Source organism: Mitsuokella apri (assembly GCF_047974105.1).
Lineage (GTDB): Bacteria > Bacillota > Negativicutes > Selenomonadales > Selenomonadaceae > Mitsuokella.
The window spans coordinates 64,577-83,326 of record NZ_JBHYRS010000004.1; the positions used below are offsets into that span (position 1 = coordinate 64,577).

Below are 18,750 nucleotides of genomic sequence, written 5' to 3' on the forward strand. Positions count from 1 at the left end.
CTAGTTCAAAACTTTATCATTTTTCTTCGTTCAAGCTTGTTTCATCTGAACTGTTATTATCATATCATGGGTCAGTTCTGAGGTCATTATCGCCACATGCTTAAAAATGTTCATTTCTTGCTCTCATGTGTCTGACTTCTCAGTTTCATCCGGAACTGTATCCTTGGCACGATCCTTCCCCTGGAACTTATCAAGGAAATGATACTTGCCTCTGGCAGAAAAATAATGACGGAATGTTTTCGGTGTCATATTCATCTCACGGCGAAAGGCACGCACAAAATACGAACTGCTTGTAAAGCCTGTCATCATCGCAATCGTATCGATTTTTTCCATCGTATAGACAAGCATCTTCTTTGCCTCGTCCAGCCGGTAATTGAGCAGGTACACATGCGGCGGCATCATCATCATGCGTTTAAAGAGCCGCGTAAAATAAAACGGACTCAGATTGACCGCAGATGCAACATCCGCTACCGAAATCGGCTCGGCAAAATGTTTCCTGATATAAGCAACGGACTGACGCACAGCTTCTTCTGCCGGCGTCTCCTCCTTAAGCGTCTGTTCAGCCAGACGGCAGAGCAGGCTGTACAGAAGGCGCGAAAACTGGAATTCGCTGCAGTCGCCGCTTTTCAGCCCTTTGAGGATATCGTCGACGAGTCCGACTACCTGTTTGCCATAAAAAGCGTTGAGGTGTCCCGAGCCATTTGTCTCATAAATATGCTCAAGGATTGGCGCGACTTCCCGGCCATCGAAATGAAACCATTTCACCACAGAAGGTCCCTCGGACCAATAATCATTTGACTCACGGCAGGCCAGCAGCACAATCTCTCCCTGCCGAGCGACAAAATGCTCACCGCGCAGCTTGAAATGCAGCTCCCCGCTTTCGATATACTGAATCATATAGGCATTCATGTAATCGCGGCGGATGCGGTACGGTGAGTCCAGCTTATACTTAGCTCCCCACATCGGATAAAAAAGATGCTGCTTGGCAAAATTGCTGGCCGAATAAAAATAGATGCCATCGCGCCAAAGCACGCCCGGTTCCTCTATCGTCATAAAAATCCCTTCTCTCAAGATATGCATTTCCTTGTTACCATTATCCATTATTGCACATTTTAAGAGAAGGGTGCAGGCAAATACAAATCAAATCAGAAGTTGCGTTTGATAACGGCTTCCGATTTTTCTTTGCCGATGCGGTAGACATCGTCAGCCGGCATTGCATAATACTCCGGACGGAAAAGTTCGAGAGAAAGTACATCCTGTGCCCAGCCAATCTTTTTAAGCGTCTGCAGGATGCCATCGAGGTCAATGCAGCCATCGCCCGGCCATACGCGGTCATCGTCGCGCAGAGCGCCATACTGGAAATCTTCTGTATCATTGAGATGAACAATGAAGATTTTCTTGCCATCAGCCTGAGCGAGGTCTTTCAGGCTGGAATGCATGCCGTGGAAATGGAAGCAGTCGAGCGTCAGGCCGACATTGTCCATATCGAGTTCCGAGATGATATCATATGCTTCGCCAAAATCGTTGATCGAAGCCTCCGGATGGCCCAAGAATTCGACCGAAAGGCGCATGCCCGCTTCACCGCAGATATTGCCCATCTCTTTGAGGCAGGCAAGGGTCGATTTGCGGATAGCCTGACGCGTGACTTTCTTGAGGCCGACTGTCGGCACCGTGATGACGGTCTTGCAGCCAATTTTCTTACCCCATTCACACATCTCACGCAGTTTGCGCAGCGTTTCCTTATAATCCGCCTCCGGCAGATTATTGAAGTACTCCAGCGTATTGAAGGCCCATGGCTTGACCGGATGCGCTGCAAAATAAGCGGCAAGTTCCTCGATGGAATGGTTTGCAAGATAATTCTTAAGGCAGTCCATCGTGCGGATCTCAATCATATCGTATCCGTACTTCTCGCAGAGCGCGAGATCCTGCTCCAGCGTCGTTCCCTTGCATTTGAGTGCCGTAGCTTCATTCATGCTGAGTTTCATTTCATACTCCCCTTTTCCTGAATCTGGCATCTGTACATGGTATAATATAGATGACGAATGAACAGATGCTTGTTTATTTATTGTTTACAGTTATTATTATATTGGTATTTCAGCTTATTTTCCTTTATGTTATTGTCGTTTTTCAGAAAAGAATGACGCAAATAAAGTGTTGAAACAGCACGCTCTGCCAAAAATACCATGCCATGTCTTCGAAAAATCCTCTATTATCTTGCTCTCATGCTGCTAAGAAGGTGATATTTTGCTTCAATATTTTATCCCGCGGACGAATGGACCTCATTCTGCCCAAGATTCCAGCTGCCATCTTCGCAGTGTCTGTGATATCGATTCGCGTCATGGCAAACTGCCGCGCACAATGCACATGCACACAGACCGCGCAGAAATCATCCTCGTGACAGCCGGACATGGCAGCTTCAATATTGACACAGGCCATTACCTCGCAGGCAAAGGCGATATCCTCTTTTTCGACAGCGGCATTCTGCATGACGAAACAACAGTCGAGGGTGACCTGGCTACCAGCTGCCTGTCTGTCTCGGATTTCAAGCGGACAAAACGACGGCCCAATGCCATGGTCGGAGACTGCTATGCTCCGCTCCTGCACCTTGGCGATTCCTTCCCTGAAATCTATGCGCTTTTTCAGGCCCTGACAAAAATGGCGCGAACAGGAAATCCTGTCTCCCTGCTCGATGCTCTCACGGCTGTCATTTTAAACAAACTTGACCTCGAACTGCACAAACACGGTCAAAAACCACAGAAGCAGGCAGAATCCTTAGGGCTGACCGTCAAGGCTTACATCGACCATCACTACCGTGAGGAAATTACCCTGAAATCCATTGCGGAGGCTCTGAAGTTCAATCCTTATTATCTTGCCCATGCCTTTAAAGAACATATAGGCTATTCCCCAATGCAGTACATCATCAGGCGGCGCATCGGCGAAGCCCAAAATCTGTTAATCAGTACAGACCGCAGCATTACGGATATCGCCCTTTCCTGCGGTTATAACAACTCCAACTACTTCCAGAGTGTCTTCAAAAACCTTATGGGTATAACACCGGGGCAGTACCGGCGGGACTGGGTCAAGAATACTTCTCTTCAAAAAGAATAAAATAAGCGGCTCTGGCAAACGCTGAAGCCGCTTATTTATCATATACGAATGGATTAGGGCAATTTACTTACCCTCTGGCCTTTGTCTTGGCCGTGACGACGACGTAGATGCCCGCCATGATCATGAGCATGCCGAGAAGGATATGGAGCGTCATGGGCTCGCCCAGGCAGATGATGCCGCCGACGACACCGACGATTGGTACGGCCAGCACGGCCACCGAGGCCTTGCTGACTTCAATATGCTGCAGGATCCAGCTCCAAAGGAAAAAGGCCAGAGCAGAAGCGAGCACGCCGTTATAGAGCAGGCAGAGGATGGATTCCTTGTTCCAGATGACGGGCCCCTGCGGCACGATGATCGTATAGACGAGCAAAGTCAGCGAGGCACAGACCATCTGCCAGGTCGTCAGCGAAATGGCGTTGACATCCGACAGCTTGAGCTTGACAAAAATGCTTGCGAGGCCCCAGAAAACAGCGCTCAAAAGGCCGATGAGGATGGCCGTAATGCTGCCGCCCGCGTGTACATCCATGAGGACGACCATGCCGGCAAGGGCCAGAATAATGCCAAATCCCTTGCGCCAGGTCAATTTCTCCCCGAGCAGAAAATGCGCCATAACCGCCGCAAACACCGGCATGCTGTAATTGAGCACCGAAACCATGCCGGCACCGAGCGTCAGCATGCTCGTCTGGGCCGCAATGTTGTTGAGCCCCATCTGCAGAATGCCCGTGAGGAAAATCCACGGCCAGTATTTTTTCTTTGGCAGCGGCAGACGCAGCCAGAGCCAGACCGACAGCAGCACGACAGCGCCAAAGAGAAAACGGTACGCCACAAACGTAATGGGCGGGAAAAATGTATTGGCCGTTTTCATGACAACCCAATTCATGCCCCATATCAAATAAATCAGCAATAATGCCTTAACCAAGGGAATCCCCTCTTTCCACAGAAGTACAGAGAACCAATCTGCTCAATATATACTCTTTATATTACCACGTTCATAAAGAAAAAACAGTTCCTATCTTGCGGAAAAATCGCATAAAAACAGCAAGACTGCTCAAAGTCTGGAACAGTCTTGCCAAATATGCAAAAAATCTGCGTATCTCTCTTCATCAGTCTTCACCGCGGGCAGCTCTTGCCACGAGATCCCGCATGATTCTCGGATAGAGCTGGTCGAGTTTGTAGCAGTAAAGAATGACAATGACGATGGCCCAGATGACGAGCGGGCCGTATTCATAGAGAGCCACGATCATGTCAATCGCACTCTGCGGCTGGGCAGCCGAGGCCGTCGCCGAAGAGACGTAGCCGGCATACGACAGAAGACCTGTGAGCAGGGCACTGACAAGGCCGCCGCCAATCTTATTGCCGACAGAGCCGCCCGAGAAAATCAGGCCTTCCTGACGAATGTGGAATTTCCACTGGCTGTAGTCGACTACATCGCCGAAGAAACCGAAAATAACGGAATTCAGCGGCGCAAAGCAGAGACCGCGGATAAAGCAGCTGAACAGCACCCAGTTGAAGCTGTACGGGTCCAGCAAATAGACCAAATGTCCGAAGAACGCCAAAATGATGCCGTAGAGCGACATATTGCGCTTGCCGAATCTCTTCAGGAGCTTCGGGCAGAACAGCATCGTCGCGATAATTGTCGTGAACGTCTCGACGAGGAACAGGATGCTGTAAAGCGAATCATCCATGAAAATGTACTTGCAGTAGTACGGCAGGATGGTACCGGTAAACAAGGCAATGCAGGCCTGCATCGTCCAGAGCCCCGTGGCCATCCAGAAGTATTTATTGAGCCCGAGGGCTTTGAGGGCAATCTTAGCGGGGATCTTCTCGGCCTTTTTCTTTGGGGACGGCTTGACTTTCTCCTCGCATTTATAGAAGCAGAGCAGCAGAAGCAGCAGGGCGACGACAGCCCAAAGGCTCATGACTTCAATCCAGGCCATCTGGGAATCGCCAAAGAATTTGACGAGCGGCAGAGTCGCCGAAACGGCAAGGATCTTGCCAAGCGGGGAAAGCGTCATACGCGTGATGGAGAGCATATCGCGCTCCTTGGAAAGATGCGTCATCAGGGCCGAAAGACTGCCATACGGGAGATTCATGGCCGTGTAGCAGATGGTCGTACAGAAATTATACGTTACAAAAATATAAGCAAACTGCAGGGCCGTCGAACCTTGCGGTACCATGTAGAGAAGCACGATGGAAATGGCAAATGGCAGGCTCATCCAGAGAATCCAGGGACGTGCCTTGCCCCATTTCGAATGCGTGCGTTCGACAATGAAGCCCATGCAGACATCGGAAAAACCATCAAAACAGCGCGAAAGCAGCATGACCACACCGACGACCGCGGGGTCAACGCCGGCATAATCCGTGTAGAAGAACGTCAAAATACTCATCGCACCCCAGACGACGTTCTGTGCCGTATCGCCGAGGCCATAGGAAATGCGGGTAAACCAGGAGAGCTTATCTGCAGTGGTCTGCGTCACCTGCGCTGCAGGTCCTGTTTGTCCTGTCATCGAAATTCCTCCTTTAATGCCAATGCTTATAATGCTTATTTATGAACCGACAGATTATATCATTCACGATTTCCCAAATTTGCCGAAAAAGAAAGCCTTCCGCGCGTCTGGGAAGGCTTTTCCCGCCATTACGGGATCATTTAGGAGTAGGTTTTCTGTTTTTGCATAAGAGAAACAAAAGCAGCAGTCAAGTGGGGGCAGCAAGAACGGTGCTTAGCAGAAACCGGCAGCACGCAGATTCTCGCGTCCTTTTTTCGCCAGTTTGAGCGGAATGTCAAACGATTTGACAGGGAACAGGTCCTGCTCGACGACGCACCAGCCGTCATAGCCCTTTTCCACCAAAGCGTCATGGAACTTCTTGAAGTCAATGCTGCCTTTGCCCGGCTCGACCATGATATCTTCTGTCACGGCCTTGGCAAACGACCAATGTTCCTTGTCCATCTGTGCCTTGACAGCAAGGTCGCAGTCCTTGATATGGATGTACGGAATGCGGTCTGCATGCTTCTTATAGAAGGAAATCGGCTCGCCGCCGCCATAAACGTGATGGCCCGTATCAAGGCAGAGCATGACGTTCGTATCCTTCAGCAGACGCTCAATCTGAGCCTCCGTCTGAACATGGGAGTCGACATGCGGATGGAACGTACCAATGAGGCCGTAGCTTGCCACATGGTCAGCAACGCGCTGGACGTTATCAGCATAGCGTTTCCATTCCTCATCCGTGAGCTCCGGATTCATGGCAATTTCGCCCGTCTCGAGGTCCGTGTACATCGGCGGCAGCATGACGATATACTTCGCCTGAGCAAAACATCTGAGTACCGGTGCCATCTCGTCAATCGTCTTCATCATGCCCTGCACAGAATCCTCATCGAGGAAATTTCCGCCAACCGTGCCAGCCACGAGGATGAGATTGCGTTTGTCGAGCTCTTTTTTGAGCTCCGGTGCCGTATTCGGGAAATAGCCCCAGGGGCCGAGTTCTACGCCGGCGTAGCCTGCTTCTGCCATTTCATCGAGGCAGCGGTCCCAGGACGGCTGTTTTTCATGTTTTGGGAACCATACGCCCCAGGAATCTGGGGCAATGCCAACCTGAATTGCCATTTTGCGTGCCTCCTTACTTTACATCAACCCATGCATGCTTGTCAGCCGACTCGAGGATGGCTTTGACCGTGCGGTCAATCTTGTAGCCGAACTCGAAGTTGCAGGTATATTTCGTACCCTTCGTGATTGCCGAGAAGAGCTCATGTGCTTCGAGAATCTTCATATCGTTGTAGGCAATGGCAATGCCGCCGGCCGGCTGGAATGCGGAATAGCCCTTGTGTTTCGGGTTCAGGAATACCTGACGGAAGCCGCGGTCGCGTTCATCATCCGACTGGAAGTAGACCTGTACTTCACCCATGCGCTCCAAATCGTATTTGACCGAGCCCTTCGTGCCCTGAATCTCATAAGCGAGGTAATTCTTGCGGCCCGTAGCAACACGGCTCGAGGAAATCATGCCCGTAGCACCATTTGCATATTCCATCATGAAGGAAATGATATCCTCGTTCTCGACTTTTGCCATTTCCTTCGAGCCTTTTGCTTTTGGACGCTCCGGGAAGATCGTGCGCTTCATGGCATCGACTTTCGTGATGTCGCCCATGATGAACTGGGAGACGGACAGCAGATGCGAGCCGAGGTCACCGAGTGCACCGCAGCCGGCCAGTTTGTTGATGTGGCGCCACGTGATCGGCAGATCCGGGTCAAGCAGCTGGTCCTGATCATAGCGGCCGATGAAGAGCATGATGTCACCGAGTGCACCGCTCTGTACGAGCTCGCGGACATAAGCATTGGCCGGGTTGCGCGTGTTGTTGAAACCGACGTAGTTGATGACGCCTTTTTCAGCAGCGAGTTTTGCGAGTTCTTCCGACTCCGCCGGAGAAATCGACAGCGGTTTCTCGCAGTATACGTTCTTGCCATTTTCAAGAGCAACCTTAGCTACTTCATAATGGAAGGCATTCGGCGTAGCGATATCGACGAGGTCAATGTCCGGATCCGTCACGAGCTCATGCCAGTCCGTCGTCATGCGATGGAAACCGATCTTATGCTGCGCGATCTTGGCACTTTCTTCATTATTATCAGCGACCATCTCAAAAACAGGTACGCCGAAATCCGGTCCAAAAAGCATCTGCTCATTGAGCATTGCCGTGCTGTGTGCTTTGCCCATCCAACCTGCGCCAACGAGGCCAATACGAATCTCTTTCATTTTTTACTCCTCCTCAATTTGTATAATCATGATTGTTTGGGGCTTTTGCATTTGCTCTAGCTCCTTACGTTGGTTATATTATATCTCTCTATGCGCTGGCAATCATTACATACAATTCGCACAAACTATACAAAAATTACTCTATTGATTTTTGTATAGTTTCGGATTAAAATAAAAGAAAATCCACCATTTTCATCTATATGATAAGAGGTGTTCATCATGGAAATACGCGATAAGGGCGTTGTGCCGCCGTCCTTCATGGACTTCTCGATCCCTTCGAGTTTTGCCCAGCAGGCACTTTATTACACACCGGAGTTCGGGCATTTTTACTGTCAGGAGAATTACCGGGTCAAGCGGCCGTACATCGATTCCTCTTTGCTGATGTTCGTAAAGAGCGGCGTCTTCTACGCTGAAAGCCGGGAACAGAAGGCAGCCGCCCATGCCGGTGAGGTTCTGCTGCTCGACTGCCGCTACGCACATATCTACGGCTGTCAGGAAGCCGGCGACTTCCTCTGGTTCCATTTCCGCGGAGCGGAAAGCGCCGCCTATACAGGCTATCTCTTCGAAAAAAACGGACTGCTCTTCACGGGTGAGAATATTCCGCTGCTTGAGCCGACCTTCCAGAGCATCCTCTCCATGGGACAGTATACGCTGCAAAGCGAGGCGATCCTTTCACACCGCATTGACCGCATTCTCATGAATCTCGCCAATTTAGAGGGCAGTTCCCAGCCGGTCAACGAAACCCTCGCGCCGGCCCTGCAGCATATTCAGGAACATTATGCAGAGCCTCTTGAACTCGACACGCTGGCCGGCCTATGCCTGCTGAGTCCCTCGCACTTCATCCGCACCTTCAAGAAATACCTCGGCTGCACGCCGCATGAGTACGTCCTGCAGTACCGCCTGCGCCAGTCCAAACACCTGCTGCAGACCACCGCGGATTCCATCGAGACCATCGCGGAAAACTGCGGTTTCAACAGCGCCTCGCATTTTGCCCGCGCCTTCAAACACGTCAACCACATGACCCCGACAGACTTCCGCCATCTCGATTTCTAAATTCTTCATAAGACTTAAGACGACAAAAAGCCTTTCCCCCTGGCAAAACCAGAGAGGAAAGGCTTTTTCCTGTTCTATGAAATAAGGAGAATCAGGCTTTTTTCTCAGCAGCGCGTTTCTGACGCAGCTCGATATACGAGATGATGAGGTCTGCTGCTGCTTCAAGCGAGATCTTGCTCGTGTTGATCATGAGATCGTAGTTCTGCGGATCGCCCCAGGTGCGGCCCGTGTAGTACGCATAGTACTGCTCACGGTGCTTGTCTTCGGCATCGAGGTCTTTGAGCGTATGGCCGGCATAATGCGTCTTGGCGCGCTCCTGGCGGAAATCATCGTCCGCATAGATGAAGAACGAGAACGTATTTGGATGGTCCTTGAGGATATAGTCAGCGCAGCGGCCGAGGAATACGGCACCCGTGCCTTCCTTGGCAATGCCCAGAATAACCTTTGCCTGTTCGATGTACATGCGGTTGTGCATTGGCACGCGGACATACGCATAGTCGCCGAGGTTGCCCATGCAGTTCTCCGGTGCGTTGTAGGAACGGTCGATGAGGTCATGGAAATTGTTTTCCTCGCCCATGTTCTGAGCTGCCATGGCCACGACCTTGCGGTCATAGCGGCGTACGCCCATTTTCTTCGCGACAAGGTCAGCAACTTCGCGGCCGCCGCTGCCATACTGACGTGTAATCGTAACAAGAGTGTTCTTTTCCATAATACTTCCCTCTTCTTTCTAAATTTCAAATTCCAAAAACAAAGCCGGCCTCTCCCGAGGGATCGAGCCGGCTGTATCTAACAGTGAATCTTAGAGTTCGCCTTTTGCTTCACGAGCAACGAGGTCACGCATGATCTGCGGATAAACCTTATCGAGTTTGTAGAAAGCAAGGACGAGAATCAGGACAGCCCAGACGAACATTGGGCCCCATTCATAGATCGAAACAATCATGTTGATAACGTCCTGGGACTGAGCAACAGCACCCGAAGAAGTAGCGACATAACCGACATAGGAGAGCAGGCCCGTAAGAGCTGCACTCGTGAGGCCGGAGCCGACTTTCGTACCAACGGAACCGCCGGAGAAGATCAGGCCTTCCTGACGGATATGCGTCTTCCACTGGCCATACTCAACAGCATCGCCGAGGAAACCGAAGATAACGGACTGGACAGGAGCAAAACCGATGCCGCGGATAACGCAGCTGAAGACGACCCAGTTGAAGTCCATCGGATTCAGAAGGAAGATTGCATGACCGACAAAGCAGACGATGACGCCGGCAAGACTCATGTTGCGTTTGCCAAAGCGTTTGAGGAGTCTCGGGCTGAAGACAGCCATGACGAAAATCGTGATGAGTGTTTCAAGGAGATACAGTCCGCTGTAAAGCGAATCGTTCATGAAGATGTATTTGCAGTAATACGGCAGGATGGTACCAGTAATCGTGAAGATGACGTTCTGCATCATCCAGATAATCATGCCGGCCCAGAAGTATTTGTTGACAGCAAGGCATTTGAGGGCTTTGCCGACAGGTACTTTTGCGACTTTTTCACGAGCTTCAATAACAACTGTTTCTTTACATTTTGAGAAGCAGAACAGAAGCAGGAAGAGTGCTACGATTGCCCACACGCTCATGACTTCAACCCAAGCCATCTGGTTGTCGCCGAACATCTTGACGAGCGGCAGCGTGGCCGAAACGGAAAGAATACGGCCCCATGGGGACAGGCACATACGCGTGATGGAAAGCATGTCACGCTCTTTCGAAGAACGCGTCATCATCGCAGACAGAGAGCCGTACGGCAGGTTCAGGGCCGTGTAGCAGACCGTCGTGCAGAGGTTGTAGGTTACGAACAGGTATGCAAACTGCATAGCTGACGAACCATGTGGTACCGTATAAATAAGGACGATAGAAATTGCGAATGGCACGCTCATCCAGAGGATCCATGGTCTTGATTTGCCCCACTTGGAATTCGTGCGCTCGACGATGAAGCCCATGATGACATCAGAGAAGCCATCGAAGCAACGGGAAATCAACATGACCAGACCAACCATAGCTGGGTCGATGCCAGCATAGTCAGTGTAGAAGAAGGTCAGGATGCCCATTGCACCCCAAACGACGTTCTGTGCGGTATCACCGAGGCCATACGCGATTCGCGTCAGCCAAGAGAGATGCGCGCCGGATTCAGCCGGAGCTGCTCCTGGATTACTCATTGAAAACCCCTCCCAATAATAATATGGAATTAAATATTTCTTGTGGATGAAGTCTCTCTTCATCTCTGTCTATATAATATTTTAATAGTTTTCGCACTATTTTGCCTATACTTTTTTGTCTTTTATGAGTAAGTTATGATTTTCTTTTGCTTGACTCATTAGCATTTTCAAGGCTTTATTGAGGTTATAACGCCAATGAAGAATTATCTTGCTATAAAATATTGCTTTCTGCCCTATGAACAATAAAAAAGACGGGGAAATTCCTGTCATTCCCCGCCTTTTCCAGTAAACGTTTCCTTTGAGATTGTCCCAGATTATGATTTCAGTCCACTATGTGTTGTCAGATAAACGCCGGCAAAAATTGCTGCGGCTCCAGCGAGCTCCTTGAAGCCAATAACCTCACCAAAGCAGAGCACACCGCCGATCATGCCGACCACCGGTGTGATGTTCTGGAAAATCGAGGTCACGCTCGCACCGGCATTGTGCACGCCGATATTCCAGAACAGCATGGCCATAACGCCGCCAAAGATAACGGTGTAAAAAAAGGCCAGCCATAAAGAGGTGCTCAGCATGACAGGAGCAAACTGCCCTGTGATGAGTCCATAGCCCGTCACGATAAACGCGCCGAAGATGCCGGCCCAGCCCGTTGTCTGCAGGGCCGACATGCGGCGCATGATCTTGAGTGCAATAAGAGAATACGTGGTCCAGGCGACCTGTGCGAGCAAAAAGAGAATATCGCCTTCATTAAAGGACAGCGTCCGCATAACCTCAAGAGAACCATGACTGATGACAATCAAAGCCCCCGCAAAAGACAGGACGATACCGCCCCAGGCCAGGAGACTCAAGCGCTCGCGGACAAAAATTGCCGCGAGAAAGGCCGTGATGGCAGGGCTGGCCGCTGCAATCAGGGTGCAGTTCGTGACGGTCGAGATGCCCAGGCCGGTAAACTGCATGACATTGTTGAGGCCGATGCCCGTCACGCCCATGAGGAAGAGCCCCAAAAGGCAGCTGCGCGGCGGCAGGAGTTTCTCACCGCGGTAAACTGACAGCGCCAAAAGTGTCGTGCCGATCAGATAATAGCGCATGGCCGTGATGGTCACAGGCGACCAGACTGCCACCAGCCATTTGATGCAGAGCGGCTGAATGCCCCAGATAATCGTAGTTGCCGCGAGCAGGAAATACGTCTTTCGCTTGGTTGCTTCGTCCATATAAGCCCTTCCTTTCCTTCAAGATTTACAAAAAACGTTGGGAACCACCAAAAAAATTACTTCATGCAAATCATTCAATGCCCGTAACCAGATAGATTCCGAGGCAGACAAAGACGACAAGTGTTTTGAGAAGTGTCAGAATGACCACATCGTAGTACGATTCACGGTGCGTGAGGCCGCAGACAGCCAGCAGCGTGACAAGAGCACCGGACTGCGGTACCGTATCAATGCATTCCGAAGCCATGCAGATGATGCGGTGCAGGACATCGGGACTCATGCCAATCTGCTGGGCCCAGGCCAGCCATTCCTGACCGAGCATGCCAAGGGCAATCGTCATGCCGCCCGAAGATGAGCCCGTCACGCCTGTCATAATGCCCGTCGTAACGATGGCCGACATCAAAGGACCGTCGCCAATCTGCAGGCCGAGCAGGGCTTCCTTGATGATGGCAAAAGCCGGCAGAGCGGCAATGACGCAGCCATAGGCATAGCCGGAAGCGACATTGAGAATGGCTGTAGTCGAACCAATCGCGCCCGTATTGATTGGTTTCGTGAGACCGCCCTTAAGACGCAGGCGCTTGCGGCCGATGATGGCCGCGGCAATACAGCTGACGATGAGCGCGGCATTGATGGACCAGATGGCCTGTACCTTATCAACACCGCCCGCGAGCAGCGAAAGGTGCAGCGGTACAAAAGAATCCAGGCTCGTCGGATCCCAGTGATAAGCCCAGTCCCAATGAAACGGATTGCTAATGATGAGGTTCAGCACAATGACAAGCAGCAGCGGCAGAGCCGAAAGCCTCCAGTCCGGCAGAGCCTCACGCGATTCTTCCGGCTCATTGAGGACGTGATGGCCATAGCCCTCGCCCTTCGCCTTGAGTTTTTTGTGACGATAGCTCACCCAGCCCCAGGCCAGCAGGAAGTAAAGCACGCCGCCAATCAGGCCGAGTATTGGTGCAGACCACGTCGACGTACCGAAAAAAGAAGTCGGGATGATGTTCTGAATCTGCGGCGTACCCGGAATGGCCACCATACTGTAGGTAAAAATACCCATCCAGAGCAGGCCCGGCAAAAGTTTTTTCGGAATGTCAGCCTGCTTAAAGAGGATGGCTGCAAACGGATACATGACAAAGGCGACGACAAAAACCGAAAGACCACCATATGTCAAAACACCGCAGCCTAAGAGCACGGCAAGGATGGCCTTATCACGGCCGAGTGCTGTGACAATCTTATCGGCAACAGCAGCCGCGAGACCGCCCTGCTCCATGATCTTGGCAAAAACAGCGCCGAGCAGAAAAACAGGATAATACGTCTTGATGTACTCAGCTGCCTTGGTCATGTAGATTTCGCTGTAAACCGGCATGGAAGCATGGCCGCTGCCGATAGCTGCCACGACCGCAAAAATCGGTGCAATGAAGATAATGGAATAGCCGCGATACGCGAAAAACATCAGGAGTATCAGGCTGAAGACAATCATGCTGATTCCCATAGGGATAATTCCTTTCTATATAATATATTGTGCAGTGCACAGGGGATGAGAACGGCAGATAAAAGGGGCTGCCCCCCTGCCCATGTTGCATGATGGACAGGAGAGCAGCCCCTGAAAATCCGATGTCTTTTGACAATCAGATATGTGCTTTTTCTTTGATGTACTTGCGAGCCTTGATCGCATACTCGAGCGGGTTGGCTTTTGCCGGATCCTGCTCAGCTTCGACGATGAACCAGCCATCATAGTCGCTGGCGTTGATGATGTCGAAGATCGGACCAAAGTCGATATCGCCATCGCCCGGTACCGTGAACATACCAGCGCGGACGCCGGCGAGGAAGCTCATGTTTTCTTCCTTGACCTTGTTGCGTACGTCCATGCGGATATCCTTGAGATGTACGTGGCGGATGCGCGGCAGATATTTCTTGAGGATATAGATTGGATCCTCACCGGAGCAGACGAGATGACCCGTATCATAAAGCAGGAAGACGAGATCCGGATCCGTCATTTCCATGAGGCGGTCAATTTCTTCCGTCGTCTGGACGCAGGTGCCCATGTGATGATGATACGTCATCGTCAGGCCGATTTTCTTAGCGACAGCGCCGAGTTTGTTGAGGCCTTCAGCCAGCGTCTTCCACTGCTCTTCCGTGTTATGCGGTTTGTCACGGAAAACAGCTTTGTCGAGCTTGCCCTGAACGCTCGTGCCCTGCTCTGCAACATTGCAGAACTTAGCGCCCATAGCTTTGAGGAATTCGCAGTGTTTGATGAAGTCTTTTTCGACCTGCTCATACGGCTGCGTGAGCAGATAGGAGCTGAACCAAGCGCTGGCAATCTGCAGTCCGCGCAGATCAAGTGCCTTCTTGAGGACAGCTGGATCTTTCGGGTACTTGTTGCCGATTTCGCAGCCCGTGAAACCAGCCAGAGCCATTTCACTGACGCACTGCTCAAAGGTGTTCTCTTTGCCGAGGTCCGGCATGTCGTCGTTCGTCCAAGCAATCGGAGCGATACCAAGTTTGATGTTAGCCATTTTGACAAACCCCCAAAATATGATATTAAATATGGGTCTTCCTGCCGCCCTGCTTAAAGGCAGAACAGCAGGCGCCCTCTTATACATCTAGAAAAAACGTTAAATATTAATATTTACGAGCTGCGTCGTAATGCGGTTTCATGACATCTTCATAGCACTTATTGACTTTGTCGAGTTTGGAAACCTGTGCGACGCCGACACGCCACCAGTCACCGTAGCCATGAACCATCGTCTTCGGCATAACCTTGCAGTCGATGAGCGTCGAAACCGTCTGTTTCTTAGCATCTTCCATAGCTGCCTTGAATTCCTCTTCCGTATGAACCGTGTAAGCAACGCAGCCATAGGAACGTGCGTTCATGGCAAAGTCTACCGGAACATACGCGCCGTCGAGCTGGCCCGTCTTCTTGTTGCGGAAACGGAACTCGGTGCCGTAGCTGCCCTGGCCATGACCAATCTCAAGGTTGTTGATGCAGCCGCCCTGCATGTTATCGAACAGGATGACGTTGATCTTCTTGCCCTCAGCGATCGACTGCGGCAGTTCGGAATGGAGCATCATGTAAGCGTAGTCGCCGACGAGAGCATAGACTTCGCGCTCCGGCTCAGCAATCTTGACGCCGAGAGCTGCGTTGACTTCATAGCCCATGCAGGAGAAGCCATACTCAACATGGTAGCTGCCTACCGTCTTCGGACGCCATACACGCTGCAGATCGCCCGGCAGGGAGCCCGATGCACCGACGATGATGCCGTTCGGATCCATGTATTCTTCGAGCATGCCGAGGACACGCGTCTGCGGCAGCGTCTCGCCAACAGCTGCTTTGTAGTTCTTGACAGCCTCTTCGAAATCAAAGTCATCTTCAACTTCCGGCTTGTAGTCCTTATCCGTGAAGCGGACATGGAAGACACGGTCGACTTCTTTGATATAAGCTTCTTTAGCTGCTTTGATGTCAGCTGCATAAGCATCCGATACATGATAGCCCGTCTTGCCAAGAGCTTCGTCGAGCATCTCAAGAGCTGCACCGGCATCGCCGACAACCTGGATGCCGTCGAGCTTATAAGCATGGAAGCGGGAAACGTTGATGTTTACATACTGGACGTTCGGGTTCTGGAAAATCCATTTCGAAGACGTCGTGAAGTCCGTGTAGCGCGTGCCGACGCCGATGACAACATCTGCATCTTTTGCCAGCGTGTTGGCAGCAAGGCCGCCCGTCTCACCGACACCGCCCATGTTGAGCGGATAATCCCAAGTAATCGTGCCTTTGCCGGCCTGCGTCTCGCCAAACGGAATGCCGTATTTCTCAGCGAATTTCTTGAAGACATCCTCAGCTTCGGAGTACTTAACGCCGCCGCCGAAGATCAGGAGCGGACGCTCTGCTTTCGCAATGGCCTTGACAGCTTCCTCAATCGCACGCTCGGACGGTTTTACGCGGTCGATGTGATGAACGCGTTTCTGGAAGAAGTACTCAGGATAATCCCAAGCTTCACCTTCAACATCCTGCGGCAGGGCGATGCAGACAGCACCCGTCTCAGCCGGGTCAGTCAGCACGCGCATTGCGTTAATGCAGGCCGTCATGAGGATTTCCGGACGCGTTACGCGGTCCCAGTATTTGCAGACTGCGCGGAATGCATCATTCGTCGTCGTCGTCAGGCTTACCGTCTGCTCCATCTGCTGGAGTACCGGATCCGGCTGGCGGTCGGCGTACGTATCGCCCGGCAGGAACAGAACAGGGATGCAGTTTGCCGTAGCCGTAGCAGCTGCCGTGACCATGTTGGCAGCGCCTGGGCCTACAGACGACGTGCAGGCGTACATCTGTTTACGGCGTTTCTGTTTTGCAAAGCCGATAGCAGCATGTGCCATGCCCTGCTCATTGCGGCCCATGCGCATGATCAGGTGGCCCGGATCTTCTTCGAGTGCTTCACCGAGGCCGACGACGTTGCCGTGACCGAAGATGCCGAAGATGCCTTCGAACATTGGGACTTCTTTGCCATCGAATTCTACGTACTGATTATTGAGGAATTTGACGAGAGCCTGTGCTACCGTCATTCTGATTGTCTTAGCCATTGGATACCCTCCACTCTTTATGCAGGATTACTCAGGATTATTTTTTATGCGGCTGCCAAATCTTTTCGTCGGCATCCGGCTCAAGGAGCCACGTGTGCTCCGGCAGATCGTTGCGCGTCTTCTTCCATGGATCCCCATCGAGATGACGGATCATCCAGCTGTACCAGATGGCATAACCAGGAGCTGCGCACTGCGGATGCATGTAGCCGCCGGAAATCTCCGACCAGCTGTTGTCTTCGATCTTAAAGACGTTATCGCCGATGAAGGCACAGCCGAAGCCCTGCGGACGGTCTACTTTATACGTGTAAACCTCCGGCTGCGGATGATTGTGCGGCGTGTAGCCCGTCCAGCAGCCCGGCGTCATGATGACTTCGCCGTTGACCATGTTGGAGTACGGTGCATTGTCGTAATCGAAAATCGTACGGACCGTACGCTCTGCCGTGCCCTGCCATACACCGCCGCCGAAGACGTCAGCCTGTACATCTTTCGGACGGTAGAAGACCGGTGCAAAATCGCGGTCATTGATGGTCTTCTGAATCAGGAGCTCCGATTTTTTCAGAGCTTTGACGACAACCTTCGTGTTGCGGGGAACATGCAGGCAGTACGGGTTCTCGTCGAGCAGAGAATCGCGGTGCATGATTTCCTTCTGACCATTCCAGGCAATCTCAACATCGCCCGTCGTGATGACAAAAGCGGTTTCCTGAAGCGGATCTTCGAACTCGACGATCTCGTTCTCATCCATTTCCTGATAACCGATATCCATAAGCATATCGCTCTCGCGCGTAGTCATTGCATTATAGCCGTGCTTGAGCTGACCTAAACGACCGAATCTCATAATGCTGCCTCCCAATCGAGTTCCGTAATGACTTTTTCATCCTTATGCTCCTGCATGAATGCATCGATCTGTTCGACCGTCTGCATTGCATCGGAGCAGCTGTGGCTGGCAACGACCATGGCGGCATGAGCCGTGCCATGCTGCAGGGCCTGCGGTACCGTCCAGCCTGCGAGCAGACCATAAACGAAGGCGCTGCCATAAGCGTCGCCGCCGCCGAACGATTTCAAGAGTTTGATATGATACGACTCAACCTTATAGGCTTTCTTGTCTGCCGTATAAGCAATCGAGCCCTTCTTGCCGTGTTTGATGATGACGATCTTGGCACCCTGAGCGATGTATTTCTCAGCGATGACGTGATCAGCAGGTTCCGTAGCCTCTTCATCAAGGCCTTCCGTGAGGTTGACCTCATCGCGCGAACCGATGATGACATCGGCCATGCTTGCGAGCAGCGAGTAGTAAATCTGAATGTCCTTCTTGCTGCGCCAGCTGTACGGGCGATAGTCGATATCGAAGATGACGCGCGTATTGTGCTTCTTGGCGTACTGTACAGCGAGCAGGCATGCCTCACGCGACGGGCTCTTCGAAAGGGCCGTACCGGAGACAATCAAGATCTTGCTGTCGGCGATATACTGCTCATCAACATCTTCCGGTGTAATCTCGAGGTCTGCGACCTGGTCGCGGTACATCAGGATGCTCGACTCCGTCGGGCTCTTGATTTCCGTGAACGTCAGGCCCATGCGCTCACCGTGCTTTGCACGGGTCATCTGCGTCGTGTCGATGCCGCGCTCATTGAAATAATTGAGAACGAAGTCGCCGAACTGGTCGTCGGACACGCAGCCAATAAAGCCAACCTTTTTGCCCAGTTTGTTGATGCCGACGGCCATGTTGCCCGGCGAACCGCCCAGATACATTGAGAACGTCTTGACCTTGTCAAGCGTGCGGTTCAATTCATTCGGATTGAAATCCAGCGTAACGCGGCCGATCAGAACGACATCGCGCTTTTTATTTTCATCAAAGGTAATGAGTGCCATGTTATTTATCCT

The 18,750-nt window shown here is 51.6% G+C and carries 16 protein-coding genes; 2 read left to right on the top strand and 14 right to left on the bottom strand.

The window, feature by feature from the left end; all coding sequences use genetic code 11:
* Positions 1 to 123: 123 nt before the first annotated feature.
* A complete protein-coding gene (locus ACE419_RS06840; protein WP_435721452.1) occupies positions 124 to 1,053 on the bottom strand; it encodes a helix-turn-helix domain-containing protein in 930 nt (309 codons plus the stop codon).
* Between the two features lie 92 nt (positions 1,054 to 1,145).
* Positions 1,146 to 1,985 (bottom strand): sugar phosphate isomerase/epimerase family protein, encoded by an 840-nt coding sequence (locus tag ACE419_RS06845; RefSeq protein ID WP_302609655.1) that lies wholly within the window; start codon positions 1,983 to 1,985, stop codon positions 1,146 to 1,148.
* 259 nt (positions 1,986 to 2,244) lie between these two features.
* Between ACE419_RS06845 and ACE419_RS06850 the strand changes: the two genes are divergently transcribed.
* Positions 2,245 to 3,108 carry a helix-turn-helix transcriptional regulator gene (locus tag ACE419_RS06850; RefSeq protein WP_435721453.1) on the top strand — a complete coding sequence of 288 codons (864 nt, stop codon included), beginning with the start codon at positions 2,245 to 2,247 and terminating at the stop codon, positions 3,106 to 3,108.
* 67 nt (positions 3,109 to 3,175) lie between these two features.
* Here the strand turns inward: ACE419_RS06850 and ACE419_RS06855 are convergent, their stop codons facing one another.
* The 4 genes from ACE419_RS06855 to ACE419_RS06870 all read right to left on the bottom strand — a co-directional run bounded on the left by ACE419_RS06855 (position 3,176) and on the right by ACE419_RS06870 (position 7,851).
* The gene (locus ACE419_RS06855) at positions 3,176 to 4,027 is read right to left on the bottom strand and encodes a DMT family transporter (RefSeq protein ID WP_435721454.1); all 852 of its coding nucleotides are present in this window, start codon (positions 4,025 to 4,027) and stop codon (positions 3,176 to 3,178) included.
* A gap of 184 nt (positions 4,028 to 4,211) precedes the next feature.
* Entirely contained in the window at positions 4,212 to 5,615 is a 1,404-nt protein-coding gene (locus ACE419_RS06860; RefSeq protein ID WP_435721455.1) for an MFS transporter, read from the bottom strand.
* A gap of 213 nt (positions 5,616 to 5,828) precedes the next feature.
* Entirely contained in the window at positions 5,829 to 6,710 is an 882-nt protein-coding gene (locus tag ACE419_RS06865) for a sugar phosphate isomerase/epimerase family protein (protein WP_432645936.1), read from the bottom strand.
* 13 nt (positions 6,711 to 6,723) lie between these two features.
* Positions 6,724 to 7,851 (bottom strand): Gfo/Idh/MocA family protein, encoded by a 1,128-nt coding sequence (locus ACE419_RS06870; RefSeq protein WP_435721456.1) that lies wholly within the window; start codon positions 7,849 to 7,851, stop codon positions 6,724 to 6,726.
* 219 nt (positions 7,852 to 8,070) lie between these two features.
* Between ACE419_RS06870 and ACE419_RS06875 the strand changes: the two genes are divergently transcribed.
* Positions 8,071 to 8,904, top strand: coding sequence for a helix-turn-helix domain-containing protein (locus tag ACE419_RS06875; RefSeq protein ID WP_432645938.1), 834 nt, complete (start codon positions 8,071 to 8,073; stop codon positions 8,902 to 8,904).
* Between the two features lie 91 nt (positions 8,905 to 8,995).
* Here ACE419_RS06875 and ACE419_RS06880 read toward each other — a convergent pair whose 3' ends face one another.
* The 8 genes from ACE419_RS06880 to iolC form a co-directional block, all read right to left on the bottom strand.
* Complete coding sequence (locus ACE419_RS06880) at positions 8,996 to 9,613, bottom strand: cytidylate kinase-like family protein (protein ID WP_432645939.1); 618 nt, start codon at positions 9,611 to 9,613, stop codon at positions 8,996 to 8,998.
* Between the two features lie 90 nt (positions 9,614 to 9,703).
* Positions 9,704 to 11,095, bottom strand: coding sequence for an MFS transporter (locus tag ACE419_RS06885; protein WP_432645940.1), 1,392 nt, complete (start codon positions 11,093 to 11,095; stop codon positions 9,704 to 9,706).
* Between the two features lie 314 nt (positions 11,096 to 11,409).
* Positions 11,410 to 12,303, bottom strand: a complete 894-nt coding sequence (locus ACE419_RS06890; RefSeq protein ID WP_435721457.1) for a DMT family transporter — start codon at positions 12,301 to 12,303, stop codon at positions 11,410 to 11,412.
* A gap of 70 nt (positions 12,304 to 12,373) precedes the next feature.
* The gene (locus tag ACE419_RS06895) at positions 12,374 to 13,789 is read right to left on the bottom strand and encodes a GntP family permease (RefSeq protein WP_435721458.1); all 1,416 of its coding nucleotides are present in this window, start codon (positions 13,787 to 13,789) and stop codon (positions 12,374 to 12,376) included.
* Positions 13,790 to 13,925: 136 nt separating this feature from the next.
* Positions 13,926 to 14,813, bottom strand: coding sequence for a myo-inosose-2 dehydratase (iolE, locus tag ACE419_RS06900; RefSeq protein ID WP_432645943.1), 888 nt, complete (start codon positions 14,811 to 14,813; stop codon positions 13,926 to 13,928).
* A gap of 106 nt (positions 14,814 to 14,919) precedes the next feature.
* Positions 14,920 to 16,872, bottom strand: coding sequence for a 3D-(3,5/4)-trihydroxycyclohexane-1,2-dione acylhydrolase (decyclizing) (gene iolD, locus ACE419_RS06905; protein ID WP_432645944.1), 1,953 nt, complete (start codon positions 16,870 to 16,872; stop codon positions 14,920 to 14,922).
* A gap of 37 nt (positions 16,873 to 16,909) precedes the next feature.
* Positions 16,910 to 17,707 carry a 5-deoxy-glucuronate isomerase gene (locus tag ACE419_RS06910; protein ID WP_432645945.1) on the bottom strand — a complete coding sequence of 266 codons (798 nt, stop codon included), beginning with the start codon at positions 17,705 to 17,707 and terminating at the stop codon, positions 16,910 to 16,912.
* Complete coding sequence (iolC, locus tag ACE419_RS06915) at positions 17,704 to 18,738, bottom strand: 5-dehydro-2-deoxygluconokinase (protein ID WP_295634910.1); 1,035 nt, start codon at positions 18,736 to 18,738, stop codon at positions 17,704 to 17,706. Before iolC ends, ACE419_RS06910 begins: the two co-directional genes overlap by 4 nt.
* Positions 18,739 to 18,750: the final 12 nt, after the last annotated feature.

Coding starts and splice junctions, on each gene's coding strand:
- ACE419_RS06885 (WP_432645940.1), bottom strand. CDS start 11,095: ATGAGTAATCCAGGAGCAGCTCCGGCTGAATCCGGCGCGCATCTCTCT.
- iolC (WP_295634910.1), bottom strand. CDS start 18,738: ATGGCACTCATTACCTTTGATGAAAATAAAAAGCGCGATGTCGTTCTG.
- ACE419_RS06890 (WP_435721457.1), bottom strand. CDS start 12,303: ATGGACGAAGCAACCAAGCGAAAGACGTATTTCCTGCTCGCGGCAACT.
- iolD (WP_432645944.1), bottom strand. CDS start 16,872: ATGGCTAAGACAATCAGAATGACGGTAGCACAGGCTCTCGTCAAATTC.
- ACE419_RS06860 (WP_435721455.1), bottom strand. CDS start 5,615: ATGACAGGACAAACAGGACCTGCAGCGCAGGTGACGCAGACCACTGCA.
- ACE419_RS06875 (WP_432645938.1), top strand. CDS start 8,071: ATGGAAATACGCGATAAGGGCGTTGTGCCGCCGTCCTTCATGGACTTC.
- ACE419_RS06880 (WP_432645939.1), bottom strand. CDS start 9,613: ATGGAAAAGAACACTCTTGTTACGATTACACGTCAGTATGGCAGCGGC.
- ACE419_RS06845 (WP_302609655.1), bottom strand. CDS start 1,985: ATGAAACTCAGCATGAATGAAGCTACGGCACTCAAATGCAAGGGAACG.
- ACE419_RS06895 (WP_435721458.1), bottom strand. CDS start 13,789: ATGGGAATCAGCATGATTGTCTTCAGCCTGATACTCCTGATGTTTTTC.
- iolE (WP_432645943.1), bottom strand. CDS start 14,813: ATGGCTAACATCAAACTTGGTATCGCTCCGATTGCTTGGACGAACGAC.
- ACE419_RS06870 (WP_435721456.1), bottom strand. CDS start 7,851: ATGAAAGAGATTCGTATTGGCCTCGTTGGCGCAGGTTGGATGGGCAAA.
- ACE419_RS06865 (WP_432645936.1), bottom strand. CDS start 6,710: ATGGCAATTCAGGTTGGCATTGCCCCAGATTCCTGGGGCGTATGGTTC.
- ACE419_RS06840 (WP_435721452.1), bottom strand. CDS start 1,053: ATGACGATAGAGGAACCGGGCGTGCTTTGGCGCGATGGCATCTATTTT.
- ACE419_RS06910 (WP_432645945.1), bottom strand. CDS start 17,707: ATGAGATTCGGTCGTTTAGGTCAGCTCAAGCACGGCTATAATGCAATG.